The organism is Streptosporangium sp. NPDC000563 (assembly GCF_040299985.1).
In the GTDB taxonomy this organism is placed as follows: domain Bacteria; phylum Actinomycetota; class Actinomycetes; order Streptosporangiales; family Streptosporangiaceae; genus Streptosporangium.
In genome coordinates, this window is the sequence record NZ_JBEPDA010000022.1 from 85,785 (window position 1) to 101,378 (window position 15,594).

Annotated in this window: 15 protein-coding genes; 6 read left to right on the forward strand and 9 right to left on the reverse strand. The window is 68.3% G+C overall.

What is annotated here, in order from left to right:
- Window positions 1-106 precede the first annotated feature (106 nt).
- Window positions 107-622, forward strand: a complete 516-nt coding sequence (locus ABT352_RS33295) for a hypothetical protein (protein ID WP_350948978.1) — start codon at window positions 107-109, stop codon at window positions 620-622.
- A gap of 226 nt (window positions 623-848) precedes the next feature.
- Here ABT352_RS33295 and ABT352_RS33300 read toward each other — a convergent pair whose 3' ends face one another.
- From ABT352_RS33300 to ABT352_RS33315, 4 genes are all read right to left on the reverse strand, one after another.
- Window positions 849-1,169 carry a hypothetical protein gene (locus tag ABT352_RS33300; RefSeq protein WP_350948979.1) on the reverse strand — a complete coding sequence of 107 codons (321 nt, stop codon included), beginning with the start codon at window positions 1,167-1,169 and terminating at the stop codon, window positions 849-851.
- 67 nt (window positions 1,170-1,236) lie between these two features.
- Window positions 1,237-1,590, reverse strand: a complete 354-nt coding sequence (locus tag ABT352_RS33305) for a hypothetical protein (RefSeq protein WP_350948980.1) — start codon at window positions 1,588-1,590, stop codon at window positions 1,237-1,239.
- An 84-nt stretch (window positions 1,591-1,674) separates the two neighbouring features.
- On the reverse strand, window positions 1,675-2,166 hold the full coding sequence (locus ABT352_RS33310; protein ID WP_350948981.1) for a hypothetical protein: 492 nt from the start codon (window positions 2,164-2,166) through the stop codon (window positions 1,675-1,677).
- A 15-nt stretch (window positions 2,167-2,181) separates the two neighbouring features.
- On the reverse strand, window positions 2,182-3,288 hold the full coding sequence (locus tag ABT352_RS33315) for a hypothetical protein (protein ID WP_350948982.1): 1,107 nt from the start codon (window positions 3,286-3,288) through the stop codon (window positions 2,182-2,184).
- 144 nt (window positions 3,289-3,432) lie between these two features.
- Between ABT352_RS33315 and ABT352_RS33320 the strand changes: the two genes are divergently transcribed.
- Genes ABT352_RS33320 through ABT352_RS33330 form a run of 3 tightly spaced genes read left to right on the forward strand, consistent with a single transcriptional unit; the run spans window position 3,433 to window position 4,531 of the window.
- Complete coding sequence (locus ABT352_RS33320; RefSeq protein ID WP_350948983.1) at window positions 3,433-3,846, forward strand: hypothetical protein; 414 nt, start codon at window positions 3,433-3,435, stop codon at window positions 3,844-3,846.
- Window positions 3,846-4,151, forward strand: coding sequence for an RNA polymerase sigma factor sigma-70 region 4 domain-containing protein (locus ABT352_RS33325; RefSeq protein WP_350948984.1), 306 nt, complete (start codon window positions 3,846-3,848; stop codon window positions 4,149-4,151). Before ABT352_RS33320 ends, ABT352_RS33325 begins: the two co-directional genes overlap by 1 nt.
- 59 nt (window positions 4,152-4,210) lie before the next feature.
- A complete protein-coding gene (locus ABT352_RS33330; protein ID WP_350948985.1) occupies window positions 4,211-4,531 on the forward strand; it encodes a hypothetical protein in 321 nt (106 codons plus the stop codon).
- Between the two features lie 89 nt (window positions 4,532-4,620).
- Here ABT352_RS33330 and ABT352_RS33335 read toward each other — a convergent pair whose 3' ends face one another.
- The 3 genes from ABT352_RS33335 to ABT352_RS33345 are packed head-to-tail and all read right to left on the reverse strand — an operon-like array spanning window position 4,621 to window position 6,955.
- The gene (locus tag ABT352_RS33335) at window positions 4,621-6,330 is read right to left on the reverse strand and encodes a fibronectin type III domain-containing protein (protein ID WP_350948986.1); all 1,710 of its coding nucleotides are present in this window, start codon (window positions 6,328-6,330) and stop codon (window positions 4,621-4,623) included.
- Window positions 6,331-6,338: 8 nt separating this feature from the next.
- The gene (locus ABT352_RS33340; RefSeq protein ID WP_350948987.1) at window positions 6,339-6,800 is read right to left on the reverse strand and encodes a hypothetical protein; all 462 of its coding nucleotides are present in this window, start codon (window positions 6,798-6,800) and stop codon (window positions 6,339-6,341) included.
- A gap of 11 nt (window positions 6,801-6,811) precedes the next feature.
- The gene (locus ABT352_RS33345) at window positions 6,812-6,955 is read right to left on the reverse strand and encodes a hypothetical protein (protein WP_350948988.1); all 144 of its coding nucleotides are present in this window, start codon (window positions 6,953-6,955) and stop codon (window positions 6,812-6,814) included.
- On the opposite strand from ABT352_RS33345, the gene ABT352_RS33350 reads away from it, so the two are divergent.
- Window positions 6,954-7,286, forward strand: coding sequence for a hypothetical protein (locus ABT352_RS33350; protein WP_350948989.1), 333 nt, complete (start codon window positions 6,954-6,956; stop codon window positions 7,284-7,286). The two genes, ABT352_RS33345 and ABT352_RS33350, sit on opposite strands and share 2 nt — an antisense overlap.
- An 85-nt stretch (window positions 7,287-7,371) precedes the next feature.
- Here ABT352_RS33350 and ABT352_RS33355 read toward each other — a convergent pair whose 3' ends face one another.
- Window positions 7,372-9,570 carry a fibronectin type III domain-containing protein gene (locus ABT352_RS33355; protein ID WP_350949026.1) on the reverse strand — a complete coding sequence of 733 codons (2,199 nt, stop codon included), beginning with the start codon at window positions 9,568-9,570 and terminating at the stop codon, window positions 7,372-7,374.
- Between ABT352_RS33355 and ABT352_RS33360 the strand changes: the two genes are divergently transcribed.
- A complete protein-coding gene (locus ABT352_RS33360; RefSeq protein WP_350949028.1) occupies window positions 9,569-9,769 on the forward strand; it encodes a hypothetical protein in 201 nt (66 codons plus the stop codon). The genes ABT352_RS33355 and ABT352_RS33360 overlap by 2 nt on opposite strands.
- Window positions 9,770-10,015: 246 nt before the next feature.
- Here ABT352_RS33360 and ABT352_RS33365 read toward each other — a convergent pair whose 3' ends face one another.
- Window positions 10,016-15,538 carry a coiled-coil domain-containing protein gene (locus ABT352_RS33365; RefSeq protein ID WP_350948990.1) on the reverse strand — a complete coding sequence of 1,841 codons (5,523 nt, stop codon included), beginning with the start codon at window positions 15,536-15,538 and terminating at the stop codon, window positions 10,016-10,018.
- Between the last annotated feature and the right edge of the window lie 56 nt (window positions 15,539-15,594).

Genomic DNA, 15,594 nt, shown 5'->3' on the forward strand with positions numbered 1-15,594 from the left:
GGCCGTGCTGAGCGACACAAACCCTGTGCAACCCAGGCAGACATCTCTAACCTGAGATCAGCCCCATCCGCGCGAGCCCGCGTCGCCCGCCCACAGGAGGACCTCCGTGGCTCACCCACCCCACCAAGACGGCTACATCGCGGCCGAACCCACCCTCAACGGCGCCCAAGCCGCCCGCGTCGGCGTCTCCGCCGCCGCCCGCGAAATCGCCGAACACGCCGCCCGCCTCGTCCCCACCACCGACGACGCACACGCCACCCCCGGAGACCTCCTCACCCACAGCATCCGCCTCCGCCGCATGACCCTCGAACTCATGTTCCGCACCGTCACCGCAGAACGCATGCGCGGCACCCCCTGGGAGAGCATCGCCGACCACCTCCACATGACCGTCGACGAAGTCACGAAGGAGTTCGGCCACGCCGACCTCACCCACCACGCCACCGCCCCAGGACAAGTCGTGTGGGACATCCTCGCCCAGACCTGCATCAACCCCATCCCCGGAGGATGCGCCCCCACCCCCGACGAGGCCGCCACCGAACTCGACGCCTGGTACGAACGCTGGCAGCAACCCGACAACCACCCCACCCAACCACCCACCTGCGCCGTCACCGCACACCTGTAACCACGGCAGGCCGGCGAGGGGCCTACCGCACACCGCAGGGGGAAACGAAAATGCGCCGCCCGAACACGCCTGGTGTAGAACCGGGTGCGGTCCCTCTTGAGAAGGGTCCCGGCTCCCAGACGCGCCCGAGCGGCGCACCGGAAAGGAACACCACTGCGCTTCTCGGACCCTGCCTTCTCAGACCACGTCGACCACGCTGTGATGTCCCGACCAGTGTAGAGCGCGATCAGCCGCCCGAGGAACCGCCGCCCGCACCGTACCCGTACGAACCGCCGCCGCTCTGCGAGCCGCGGCCCTCCCCGCTCTGGTCGTAGGACGGGGCGCCCGCCACACCGGCCGACAGCAGCACCTTGCCCAGCCACTCCAGGCCCGGCACCTTCTCCAACGTCCGGCCGATCAGGTAGTAGACCGAGATCAGCGCGGCCGTCGCCACGATCGTGGTCGACTCCAGCGGCAGATCGATCTGAGCCTCAGCCGCCAGGCCGACCAGCGCGGCCACCCACACCGGCACATAGGTGCGGATGTAGGAAAGAACGGTGTCTCGCATCGGAGGAACCTCCTTGTAAGGGGATGACGCCCCGGAAGCTACGGAACCCCGCCGCTTGCGTCTGCTCTCAGCCGAGCTTGAGAAGAAGCCCGATGAGCGCGACGACCGCTGCGAACGCCGCGATCCCGATCGACCACCACGCCCCCGTACGGCGGCGCCGCTCGATCGTGTCCTGCCGCGCGTACAGATCCCGCTCCGCGACGTCCAACCGCTTGTCCTGCTTGTCGAACTCGCGGGTGATCTCGCCCTTCCACGCCTCCAACTGGTCAACCCGCAACGTCAGCAGCGCCGCCGCCGCCCCCTGCATCCGCCACTCCTCGGCGAACGACCGGATGTCGTGCCGGATCTCCCCCAACGCGTTCTCGAACCGGCTCATCGTCCGGGCGAGTTCGCCCCGCGTCGGTTCCTGCTCCTCGGCCACAATCCAGCCCCCGCCTTGTCAACGCAACCTGTCGGAGCGGCATGCTGCCCGCCCACCTCCGGTTACGTCAGCGCCCGGCCCGGGTCAGCGCTGCCACGCCTGGAGCACGCCGATCTGTCCCGTCCCCCCGGATGTCGTCACCTCCAGCGCGAGCGTGCCGATCTCCCCCGGCAACCACGTCGCCGGAAAATCCACCGACACCGGCACCCGCACCCCGCCCAGCACACTGTCGAACACCCCACCCGGCGGAATCGGCGACGGATCCCCCACCACCACCGACGACCCGTAGGTGAACACGCCGGCGACGACCGCCGCGACCCGCACCGTCATGCTGCTGCCCGAAGGAGGAGCCACCGCCACCAGCAGCGTCGCCCGCCCCCCCGACCGGCCCACCGACGTGAAATGCGTAATGACCGCCGACCCCGCCGTGAACATCCAGAAGTAGTCCGAGGTGTGCATCTCAAACGGCCGCACCGTCCCCGTCCCCGCCTCCAACCGGGCCGCCCGCGTCCGCAGGTCCCCCGCCACGTCCGGCAGCTCCCGCTCCCGCAACGTCAAATGACTCCACCGCGTCACAACCTCACCCCGTTCTCAGGCGCTGGCCTGCGTGAACTCGCCCGTCAACACCTTGACCCGCTCCCCCTGATCCCCCTGCGGAGTCACCTGCACCGACACCATCTGCATCGGCCGATCCAACCCCGCCGACCCATCCGGCAACGGCGGATACAGGTAATCCGTCGCCAGACAGCGGGCGTGCGTGCCGAGCTCCCACCCCCACCACCGCGTCGAATCCGACACACCCAGGTCCCATTCGAACAGCAGCTTCGGGCCGCGCGCCGTGTCCGCGATCCGCCCAAGCTGATCAATCAGATCCTGCCGAGACGTCGCGGAGTCGATTTGGAAGACCTGCTCGATCAGCGGATACCCCGCCGCCCGCAACGCCGGCCGATCCACGGTCTCCAGGATCGTGCCCGCCGTATCAGCCTGGAGCCGCCCGTGGACCCGGTTGAGCAGCCCCCGCCGCGTCTTGCGCGTGTACTTCTCGACGTTGCCCGGGAATTCGAGCACCAGCCCGGCCGCCTCCGGTGTGGTCCGGCCGACACCCTTGATCGCGAACGCAGGCCGGTTGAAATCCTCATCCCACTCCGGTTTGCACCACCAGTCGAACGCGGACGGTAGGTCCGTCAGCTCGTTGATCTGGTCGAGGATCGGCATGTACTCCTCTTTGCGGTACGCCCTCGTGACTGTGCCGACCCCGCCGGACCCGTACACCCACTTCACCCACCGGCTGTCGGCCGCCGCCGCTGAGTGCTCCATCAGCCACTTCACCTCGTTGTACGGGCTCGCGGTACGCGGGCCGGTGAAGTCGACGAACCGGTAGGCGAGGATCGCGGGCAGCTCTTCCCCGGTGATGCTCATGACGCCGCTGTCGGAGTCGTAGTCCTGCGGATCAATCACCCGGTACCCGGCGACGAAGCGGCGGTCCCGGTAGATGACACAGATCGTGCGTTCCGGCTGCGTCGCCGCCGTCACCCGGCTGATGTTGTACTGGTCGTCGTACAGCGGGATGTTCGCGGTCAGCGTGCCACCCGCGCCGAGCGTCAACGAAAAGTTGACGTCCTGGAGTGGCAGCGCGTCCAGCGGGACGTGGTCCTGCCAGTCGTAGAACACGTACTCCCATAGCCCTTGCTCGGCCACCGCGCCCCCGTCCGTCGTCGGAGGCGGACCCTGCCAGCCGGGCGAGGCTTACGTCCGCTCAGGAGATGGGGCTACGACTGGGGTTCCAACCGATTGACGCACCACTCTTGCATAGTGACCCCTATGCAATGCATAGTGATGGCTATGCAGACATCGACGGTGACCAACCCCCTCACACTCGACATCGAGTGGCGCGGCGGCATCAACCCCCTCCACGAAGCGTTCGACGCGTCCCGCGTCGCCACCCTCACGGCCAGCATGGAAGCCAACGGCTGGGACGGCCCTCCGATCGTGTGCGACCGGGCGCTACGCAACGCCGGCCAGGACCAGGCGTACACCGGCAGCCACCGCATCGAGGCATGGACCGACGTCCAGGACGACACCCAGGCGCCGATGCCATGCGCCTACATCGAGGACATCTGCGACCGGCACAACATCGACTGGTCCGCCCTGCTGGACGACGCCGACGGCAACGGCTACGACGCGGTCATGGCAGCGATCCTGCTGCTCCCCGCCGACGTCTGCGAGGCGTACGGCCTCGACGCCGGAGGTCTCTGATGTCGACCGACCCCACCACCCAGGGCTACGAAGCCGACCCCGCCGACGTCGAGGCGCTGCTCGACACCGCGATCAGCGACGCCCTGGCCGAGCCCGACCCGCTCATCCGCTACACCCTCCTGACCAAGGACCTGGTCCTCTACGAGGCGCTCGTGGGCCGGATCGCACAGGAGCGCTACCGGACAGTGGCGGCCATGTCGTCGCCGGGCGGCATGTCCTACGCCGCGATCGGCGACGCCCTCGGCATGTCCCGCTCGCGCGCCCAGCAGCTCGTGGAGCGCGGCCGGATCCTGCCCGCCCGGTAGCCGTACAACGCGAGCCCCCTCCCCGTACGCTCAACCTCAGACCCGCCCAGGAGGCGACAGTGAAACTCCCCAAGCGTGAGTGGGAAGTCTGGTCACAGAGCGGCCAGACCAGCCGCCACTACACCGAGCGCGGCGCGCACAGGCAGGCCCGCGAACTGAACGGGTACGTACCGCGCGGCGGCGACCTGCGATTCATCGTCCGCCACGTGTCCGAGCCCGAGCCTCAGTCGGACACGCGCCGACCTGCCTCAACGTCCCCCATGGACATGTACATCTCGGGTGGCGGCGACCTCTCCAACCCGTTCGTAGCCGAACTCCTGGCCAGCGCAGAGCAGAGCCACCGACGCCAGCAAGCCGATCGAGCGCGCACCGACCGGTAGCCGTACAACGCGAGAGCCCGCCCCTGCTGGGGGTGGGCTTCGCCGTTTTTCCTGGATCCAGGAAAAAGCCTGTTCAGATAGCCGTACGGTCAGGACCAGGCGTCGCGGGTCACTACCGCCAACCGGGGTGCTCCCGCCGCCCCCACGACCGGCTCCCCTTCGATCAGCAGCGTGTTCGGCCCCGGCCGCAACGTGAACCAGTTCGGCGGATGGGCGAGCAGACCCCGCCCCGGCCGCGGCTCAGGCCACACCGACGTCGGCACGTACGCCGTCACCGACCTCGACCCCAAGTCGATTCCCACGCTGTACTCCGGGTCAGCGGGGATCTCCACCCCGGCCGCCGCCGCCAACACCCCACCCGACTCCAAGTGGCTGACCCGGAAGTTCCGGATCGGCCCCCACACCGTCAGCACCCCGGGAATGTAGGGGTTCGTGCCGGCCAAGGTGACCGTCGTCTCCGCTGCCCCGGGCAGCGCGTCGATGACCGCCTCTCCTCGGGTCGGCAGCAGCGCGTACTTCCTCGGGTCCTTCGCCGAGAGCCGAATCGTCCACCGGAACACCCGCGACCCCGCAGGCCGGATCTCGACCTGGCCCAGCAACCTGACCCGCGCCTGCCGCGCCAGATGCGCTTCCAGCACCCGCAACAGCACCACCCGCCGGGGTGACACCAGCGACACGAGCCGCTGCTGAGCCGCCAACATGCCCGCATGCGACGGAGCGACCGCCACCCCCGACAGCATCACCGTCCGCCGCCCCAGCAAGCCCGGGTTGCTGATCTGCCCGTCCATGCCGCCCCGCGCCCTGGATCGGGCACGCACCGGCGCGGACCCCGACCACCCCTCCTCCTTCTCCACAACCCACTGCACGCCGTGCTCGTCGACGACGTTGCCCGCCCACGCGCCGATCCGGTACACCGGCGACGCCAACGCCATATACGGCGCCAGCAGCGACACAGACGACTCCGGACCCGTCTGCCCGCCCGAGTCGACCGCCCGCACCGCCGCCGACCCCACCGTGATGCCCGGCACCACGTCCAACACCGTGTGCTCTCGCGCCGCCGCCCCGAGCTCGGCGACGACCTGGCCGTCCACGAGTACCTCGTACCCGGCGACCCCCAGGTCATCGGAGGCGGCCCCCCAGGTGAGGGTGACGTGCTCCTCCGCGTGCTCCGCGACCAGGCCAGGCGGAGCGGACGGCGGCTCGTCGACCAGCGTGGTGACCGCCCGCGCGAGCATCGTCGACCGGTTGCCCTGGGCGTCGACCGCGTCGATCTCGATGAGGTACTCGGTCGCCGCCGACAGGCCGGTGAACAGCCGCGTCAGCTCGACCTGGTCAGCGCCTTGCTTTTCGCCGTCGAGGTAGACGCCGTACCCGGCCACCCCGAAGTTGTCGAACGCCGCCCCCCACTCCACCCCGATCGTGAAGTGCGTCAACGCGGTAACCAAGAGGTTCTCCGGCGGCGACGGCGGGGTGACGTCCGGGGTGGTGACGAGCAGCGACAGCCGCTCTGAGCGTTCCCCGCCCCCGTCGACCGCATCCACCTCGACCAGGTAGGAGGCGCCCTCCACCAGATCGGTGAAGACGAATACCCGGCCGACCTGATCGGCGCCCTGCTTCGCCCCGTCGAGGTAGACGCCGTACCCGGCCGCCGCCCCCGTCAGCGGCTCATCCCACTCGACCGTGACCGTCGTCGGCGCCGACGCCGTAACCCGCAACGCCAGCGGAGGCGCAGGCAGCGTCGACAACACCAACCGGCCCGGCCGCGCCGGGGCCGGGAACCCGCGCCCGTACCTCGCCATCGGCTACCTCACCACCGCGACGCCCGCATCGACGCCGCCGCAGACCTGACCGGTTGCAGCAGGTGCGGCACCGGCACCACGAACGCCACATCGTCGATCCACACCGTGTCCGACCCCACGGACTGCGAACCGTCCTTGGCGTAGGTGAACGTCAACTGCGTCGCCGCGCCGAGCGCATACACCGGCGACAACGTCCAATCGACATCGCCCGACTCCTCCAACTGCGGGGAGGCGCCGACACTGAACCGGAAGAAGTCATACCCAGACTCGGAGGAGACCCGGTACCAAAACTGCACGCTGCTCGCCCCAGCAGGGACGGTGACGGTCAGCGACGACGACGCGTTGTGCGCGGTCGTGGGCGCCTTGAACGACCACGTGCCCGTCCTGGCCGCCGTGTTGCTGCGCGCCCACCCACCGGCCGAGTTGACCGTCCACACATAGGAGGTGTCTTCAAAGTCCTCAACGAGCACCGCGAACCCCCTCAGTGGCCCTCGCGCCAGTACAACTGCGCGCTCACCAACACCGTCGCCGCCGCCACCACCAGCACCCCGATGTAGGAGTTCGGCGCCACCCGGATCTCATCGCCCAACGGGATGTACTCGCCGCCGTAGGTCTGCGGATGCATGTCCCGCACCCACAGCACATCCCCCAGGGTCGGCTCAGGCGACCACGCACCCGCAGGCCCCTTCACCGCGGTCATCGCCGACGCAGGCCACGCCGGATCCAACGGCGCCGGCCCGTGCCCGGTCGCCAACGCCGCACCGCCCGTACCGGCGCTGGACTGGCGGGCCACCATGAGCTTCGGCGGCACCGCGTTGGACGTGACGCCCTTCATGCTCACCCAGATCCCGTACACCGCGATCCGATGCGACGCCGGATTGCTGTTCGGGTTCGCCACTTGCAGGATCGTCTTCTGTGATGTGCCGGACGCGACCCCGTCCGCCGTCGCCGTGTAATTCCCCACGCCCGCCCCCCGGGATGCTGAACGCCTGTGCTCGGATCACGGCGCAGCATGCCGACCAGGCCCGGTAGCGTCCGCTCTCAGGTCCAGCAGTCCGCGGTCTCCACCACGAGCGTCGCCGGCCCCGGCGTCGTCGGATGGCTTTGCCCGAGCAGGCGGATCGTGTTCGGGCCGTTGAGAAGCTGGAACCAGGTGGATGACGCGATCATGGAGCGCATGCCCGACACCGTCTGCTCCCCAACCGGCAACGACGGGTTGACCACGGTGACATCCCGGGCGAGCAGATCCACCCGCACCGTGTACCCCGGATCGATCAGCACGTCCTCATCGAAGACGATCTCCACCCCGGTCTCCACATGCAGCAACCTCGGCGACAAGATCGCGTCCTGGATCGTCAACGCCGCCGGAATCCCATCCGGGTAGTCGCCATACACCTCCACCACCACCTCAATCGGGTCTGGGGCGTCCCCAGATGCCTCCTGCCGGATCGGCACCCCCATCCGGCGCGGATCATCCGCAGTCACCGTCAACTCCCACCCGAATGCGCGAGCGCCACGCGGACTGATCGTCACATCGTCGGATAAACGCACCATGACCCGCCTCGTCAGATGCGCCTCCACCACCCGCAGCTCCGCGACCTGCCGAGGATGCAGAATCGACACGAGCTGATCCATCGCCTGCACCATCCGCAGATGATCCGGCGCCACCGCCACCCCCGCCAACGTGACGACCTTCGGCCCGAACTGGCCCGGCCCAGCGAACCCGCCGTCATCGCCGTCGTTGTCAGCGCCGAGCCCTTCCGCGTTCGGCGACGACGACCACCCGTCCTCCTCCTCCACCACCCACCGCACACCCTCGTCATCGACAACGTTGCCCGCCCACCCGGCCAGCAGGTACACCGGCGACGCCAGCGGCGTGTACGGCGGCTCCGCCGTGGACGCGACCACCTCGGCCAGGGTGGACACGTTGCCCGACCGGTCCACCGCCCGCACACCGATCGTGTACACCGTGTTCGGCGTGAGTTCCTGGATGGTGTAAGTGAGCCCGGCCGCGTCGCCCCGCCGGACCCCGTCCACGAGGACGTCGTACCGGATCACCTCGTCGTTATCGGTGCTGGCTGTCCAGGACAGGCTGATCGTGGTGTGCGTGGCGCCCGTCACAGCCAAGTCGCCGGGCACGGTCGGCGGTTCCGTCTCCGTCACCGCCACCACCGACAACCCGGCCTTCGCCGACCGGTTGCCGGCCCGGTCCACCGCATCCACCTGCAACAGGTACTCGACGTCGGAGGTGAGCGCGTTGAACCGATACGCCACCGCGGCTGGCCCCAGGTCCGCGACCTTCACACTGTCCTTGTAGATGCTGTACCCGGCCAACCCGATCCGGTCATCGGTCGAGGCGTCCCACGCGATCGCGATACTCGCCCCCGACACCGCCGTAGTCCGCACATTGCCCGGCACGGTCGGCGCGACCGTGTCCGGCGAGGCAACCAGCGTGATCGACGCCTTCGCCGACCGGTTGCCGTGCATGTCGACCGCATCCACCTGGAACGTGTGCGACGTCCCATTGCCCAGGCCGCTGAACGACCTCGTCAGCGCCGTCTGATCGGCGCCCTGCTTCGCCCCGTTGCGGTACACCCCGTACCCGGCCACACCGATGTTGTCCGAGCTGGCGTCCCACGCGCACGTGAACGACCCCGAACCAAGCGCTGTGATCCGCAGATTGCCCGGCACGGTCGGCGCAATCGTGTCCGCCACCACCGTCACCGTCAACGACGCCTTCGGCCCCCGGTTGCCTTGGGAGTCGACCGCGTCGACCTCGAACACGTGCGTGTTGCCCGCCACCAGCCCGGTCACGGTCCTGGTCAGCCCCGACTGGTCCGACCCGACCTGCTCCCCGTCCTTGTACACCCCGTACCCGGACACACCCACGTTGTCGGTCGCCGCGCTCCAGGCGAACGTCAACGACGTGTTCGTCTGCCCCGTCACCCGCAGGTTCGTCGGCGCAGACGGCGGCTCACTGTCCGGGGGAGTCTCCGGAGGCCCGAACAACCCGAACGCCCACGAATACGACGAGCCACCTGCGCCCGTCACCAACGACTGGGAGAAGCTGATCGAGCTGCCCACGCTGTCGTGGACCGCCGTCGACGACCAGATCCGCCGGGTCACCCCCGACTCGACCCAGTCCCGCAGCGCATAGCCGCGGTGGCTGAACCCGCTCGGCCAATTCACCGCAGAGTTGTCGGTGTTCCCGGTCAGGTAGAACCCGACCGTCCCCAACATGATCGACCCCGGGTCAATGTTGCTGACCCCCACGGACGTGGACGTGCCCGTACCGCTACGGGACCCCAGATACTCCGGAGCGCCCGACAGCACATACGCCCAGATGAACAGCCTGTCTGATGAGGAGCCCAACGTTACGGTGAACGACGTGTCCCCACCCGTCGACAGCTTCGAGTACAGGCGGGAACCGATCGTGTGAGCCGACCACTCATGCGACTCATAACCAGCCGTCGTGCCCGTCACACCCGTGTAGGAGTTCACGAAGATCACGATCCGCTGTCCATACGATGTCGGCGAGAACGTGATCGTGTGATTCAACGACGGGCTCGTCGTCGAGTACACCCGCTCCTGCACCACAGTGGCCACGCGTCCGCCCCCCGGCCGTCCAGCAAAACCCAGGGCACAGCATGACCAGCAGGGGCGGCTACAGTCCGCCCCCGCCCGGTCAGCGGATCATCGCCCCCACCTTCCGCGCCGCGACCGTGCCGATCTCGAACTCCGACTGGCCCGGCTGCGGATGCACATTCACCACCACCGACCCCGCCGACCCCGACGCCGGCTTCACCGTCTCCAGCGACCCCCACGACCCATAACCACCGAACCCGCCCGTCGACGTCGACGACGAGCCCATCCGGTCGATGACCCCGACCCCGCCGAGATCAGCCGCCGCCTCCGACAGATCCGACGCAGCCTCCCCCAGATACCCCCCCGAACCGTCCGAAGAGCTCATCCCGCGCAGCATGTCCAGCACCCCACCCGACCCCGAATACGCCTCCCGGATCGCCGCCGTGATCCGCGTCGCCAACTGATCCGCAGCGACCGCCGCCTCGATCTCCTGCCTCGCCTGGTCCGGGGAGGTGACGCCCAGACCGAACGCCGCCAGCGGATTACCCACCACCCCACCGGACGCGAACCTCGGCAACCGGCCGGCCCGCGCCGCCGCGTTCATCGCGTTGATCGCGTCCGACCCGAACCAGCGGGCGAGTTCCGGCACCAGCCACGCCTCCCCAGGAGACACCGCCGCGAGCATGGTGTCTTTCCCGGGCGCGTACCCCGGCAGCACCCCGTACGCGCCCGCAGGCACCACACCACCCTCAGCGAAACCCAGGCTGATCGTCGGCAGCGGCGGCAGGTTCAGCTTCCCTGCCACGCTGTTCCACAGCTTCGCGATGCCCGAGTTATACAGCTTGTCGATCACCGTGCGCAGCGGCGTCGCCAGCACGGCAGGCAGCCCACCCCAGCTCGCACCGATCGACTTCTTACTCCCGGCGAACGCCTCCTCGGCCTTCTTGTTGAAGTCGCCGATCTTGCCTTGGGCTTTGTTCAGCTCGGACGTCGAAGCGGTCACCGCTGTCCACGCGTCCTTGGCGTGCTTGGGCGCGGTCTTCTTCAGATCCAGGAACTTCGTGCCACCGGCCTGCACGAACGCGGCGATCTTCGCCTGTGAAGGTGTCTTCCCGGCGTCGATGTCGCGCTGGATATCCGACCACATCGCCCGGATGTCCTTCGGCGCGTCCTGCCGCAGCTTCAAGAACTTACCGCCGCCATCCGTGACGAACTGGCCGATCTTCACCGCGGCCTGCGCCAACCCGGTGGACAGGTCTCGCTGGATGTTGCCGAGCATGTCCCGCATCGCCTGCGGCGCGTCCTTCTTCAGCCCGAGGAACTTCCCGCCCCCGGAGGTAACGAAGTCATCGATCAGCTTCTGCGGCACCGGAACCCCAGCGCTGATCTTCGCCTGGATCTCCGACCACATGCTCTGCACATGCGACGGAGCATCCTTCGCCAACGTCAAGAACTTCCCCGACGCCGAGTTCGCGAAGGACCCCAGCTTCGACGCACCGGCCCGCACGAACGTGTCGATGCCGGACATCACCGTCGCCCACCCGGTCCTCAACGCGTCCGGCGCGTTCTTCGACAGGGTCACGAACTTCGCGCCGCCGGCCTGCACGAACGCGTCGATCTTCGCCTGACTGGGGGTGATGCCTGCGGCCAGGTCCCGCTGGATACCGGACCACATCTCCCGGATCTTCGGCGGCGCGTCAGCGCTGAGCTCGCTGAATTTCCCTTGGGTGGTGCGTAGGAACACGCCCAGGCGAGACGACACCCCCGCCGCCCCGGTGTCCGTACCGTTCGAGACGGTCTTCCACAGGTTGTCCCAGTACCCCTTCGCCTTCTCCGGCCCGGACTTGAAGATGCCGAGGAAGTCCTCGACCTTCTTCCTCTCGTTCGCCCAGTAGTCATCGCCGAACGCAAACATCTTCGCGAACTCGCCGACACCGAAAGTGTTGCCGAAGTTGCCCAAGGTCTGGTTGATCGGGTCATCGACCGGTTTGCCGGTCGCCTTCATGACCTCCGACAGGCCGCCGATGCCGAGCGCGGCCAGCAGCCCGCCGCCGCCCAGCGCAGCAGCCCCCCCGAGGAGCTTCCCGCCCTTCCCGCCGCTCTTGCCGCCCTTGCCTCCCACGTCGCCGATGAGGTCGGTCGGGTCAACCTTCGAGAACCACGACGAGATATCGATCTTCGTCTTGAGTTTCCCGATCATGTCCGCCGGGTTCACCTTCGACAACCACCCGGCAGGGTTGAGCTTCGACCCGATCGACCCGAGCAGGCTCTTCGGGTTGAGCTTGCTGATCCACTCCCCCGGGTTGAGCTTCGACCCGATGCTGGTGAGCAGCGCCTTTGGGTTCAGCTTCGACAACCACCCCGCAGGGTTGATCTTCTGCCCGACGCCACTGAGCAGGTTCTTCGGGTTCAGCTTCGAAACCCACTCCGCAGGGTTGAGCTTCCCCTTGGCCTTGTCGATCAGGTTCACCGGGTTGAGCTTCTTCACCGCCGACCCGAGGTCGATCTTCGAGAACTCCTGCTTGACCTTCCCCGCCAGGTCCCCCAGCTTGTCCAAGCCGAGCATCCCCGCCAGAGCGGCCAACCCGCCGCCCAGCTTGCCTGCCGCCGACTTCACCCCGTCCAACGCCCGCGACAGCAGCCCAGCCTTCTTCCCGCCGCCGTCCGCCTTCTTGCCTACGTCGTCGACATCCTTACCGAGCCCCTTGGTCCTCTTGCCCGCCTTGTCCGCACTGTCCCCGACACCGTCGAACGCGTCCGCGAGCCCCGCCAGGTCACCGGCATCAACCCCGACACCCTTACCGGGCTTGCTGCTCTTGCTGGTCTTCTTGCTCTTCTTGTCCTTGCCGTCGCCGAGGTCGACATCCGGCACATCCACCCCGCCGGATCCGCCGCCCTTCCCGCCCTTCCCGCCGAACAGGTTCAGGCCGGCGAGCTTCCCCCCGAGCTTGATCAGCCCCTTCAACGCCTTGCCCATCAGCCCGAGGCCCTTCACGACCGCCCCGAGCTTCTTCGTCAGCGTGCCCAGCACCACCGCGACCAGGCCCAGGACGAACAGCCACTGCACCATGTCGCCGACGAACGGGATCTCGGTGAGTTTGATCAGCCAGCCGACAATGGTTCGCAACCAGCCGATCACCTCGGCCAGGGTGCCGTCCTCAACGAGTTTCTCCGTCAGCTTCCCGAAGAACTTCACAATGTCGTTGATCAACTTTCCGGCTTCACGCATCACCGGAATCAAATCATCGAAGAACTTCTTCAGCCGGGCCTGCGTCTCCGGCTGGTTAATCCAATGGTTGAAATCCTCGGCCGCTTGCGCCAGATCCTCCAGCATGGTGCCACCCGCAGGGGAAGCAGCCTTACCCAGGCCAAAGAAGGCACCACCCACGTTTTTGATGATCCGCCACAGCCGCGACGCCGACAGCCACGCCTTCGCCAGGAAATCCTCAGTGCGTTTCTGCCCATCCTTCGTGGACAGAAAATCATCAAACGCTTCCGCCGCATCGAACAGTTTCCCCGCTATTTTCTCCACATACGGCGACGCGATTTTCATTAATTTCGTGAGCGCCGAAAAGCTTTTAATTCCCGCTGACCCGAACACCGCCAACGCCCGGTTGTTCGACTCCATAATCGTTTTCAGGTCAGATTTGAACGCCTTCGACCCGACGAACTGGCCGAACTCCGTCGCCAGATCCCCGAGGACCTGCCCGGTGCCGGTCAGCCCGCCCTTCAAGGTGCTCAGCAGCGGCATGGCCAGCTCGACGCCGCGTTTCATGCCAGGCGCGATCGCCTCCTGCACGGACTTGCGGATGTCGGACAGCGCGGGCCGGACCTCTTTGTGCAGGTACAGCACCAGCTCACGCATCGCGGGCGTCAGGTTCGCCAGGGCCTGGGCCGCCGGGTCCACGCCGCCGCCCCCGCCGCCGCCCTTCCCTGCCTCGGCCGCGGACTTCTTCGCCTTCGCCAGCTCCCGCTGGGCGTCGGCGACCGCCTCAGCGGCGAGCATCTGCGACCACAACGCGTCGCGGACCCCGCGCTCAGCCCGGATCTGCGCCTTCTTGGCCTGCTCGACGTCGTCGGTGGCCGCCTTGATCCCCTTCAAGGCGTCGGAGATGCCCTCGTTCGCCCGAGCGATGGCCTTCGCGCCGTCAACAGCGGTTTTCGCCGACTGCTTGCGTGCCTCTCCCAGCGCGTACTCGGCGTCCTTCTCCGCCTGGAGGGTGTCGGCGAGCCGTTCCTTGGCCGCCTCAACCTCCTTCGACCCCTCCACGCCGCGCCGGTCGGAGTCGGCCTGCTCCTCCCTCAGATCACCGTTGCGCTCCTTGACCTCGTCCAGCCGGTGCAGCGCCTGCTCGTACGCGAGTTGCGCTTCCCTCCGCGACAGAGAGTCCGCGAACGGGTCAGCGTTGACCCGGTCGAGCTGCATCTTGGCCCGCTCGATCGCCAACTGGGCGCCGCGCTCGTCCAGCGCCCCGCCACGCACCGCCAGGGCGAGATCCTCGATCCGCTCCTTCGCGGTCTTGCGGGCCTCGTTGAGCGCCTCGGTGGCCTTCTGACTGCTGCGCTGCGACTCGGCATACCGGCGCTCGGCCATCTCCACCGCGCGGGCCGCCGCCGCCTGCCGGTCCGCCACATCGGCCGCCACCTCAGCCGCCCGCTCACGGGCCTCCGCCACCCGGGCAACGGCCTCCTTGACGCGCTGTTCGGCCGCGACGACCGCTTTCGCGGCCTGCACCGCCGCGTCCTTGGCGTAGCCGACCTGCTCGTTCGCGAGCATCCGCGCATGCACCGCGTCCCGAATGCGACGCTCGGCCTGCTCGATCCTCTCGGCCGCCTGCTCCCGCATCGACGCCGCCGCCGACGCTGACGCCCCCGATGCCTTGTCCGCCTGCCCCAGCGCCCCCAGCGCTGTCCCCACCCCGGAAAACCCAACCAGCAGCCCCGCCAACCCCTGAATACCGGCCGCCGCGACCCCCGGCACCGCAGCCAGCACGCCCACCGCCTGCGACCCCGCCGCCGCGACCGCCCACAACCCGCCGGCCAGCGCCGTCGCCCCCGCCGCCACCAGCAGGAACCCGGACGCGGTCGCCGCGACCTTGCCCAGCGTCGCCACCACCGACCCGACCAGGCTCGCCTTAGCGGGGTCGACCTCCAACCCGAACGGCAGCTTGATCGGCCGCCGCTGGTTCTTGCGCCGCCACTCCTCGGTCTTCTCCTCCGCAGGCTGGGTGTCCGCATCCACCTTGACGCTGGCCCCAGCGTCCCGAGCCGCCGACTCCACCTCGCTTCGGAACTGGTCCCGGTCTACATCGGCGGTGACCTTCACCTGCACGCCCGACGACGCCCCAAGGTCTCTCACCAGCACGGCCAAATCCCGCCGCAGCGCCGACTCATCGAGCGTCGCCTTCAGCCGGATGTTCGCGGCGGTCTCCGCAGCCTTCGCCGCGGTCTTCGCCTCAGCGGCGAGTTTCCGCGCGTCTACCTGCGCTTGGATCCGCAGCCGGATGTCACGGACTCGCGCGTCCGCCTCCCGCTTGAGCTTCCGCTCCCAGCCCGCGCCAAATTCTGCGACGACCTCAAGCTCGATCCGCCCCGCTTGGACGCTGTCCGGCTCTTCCGCCACCTGCGCACCCCCGTACGTCGGGGCGCAGGATGCCGAGTCAGATCGCTACCGTCCGA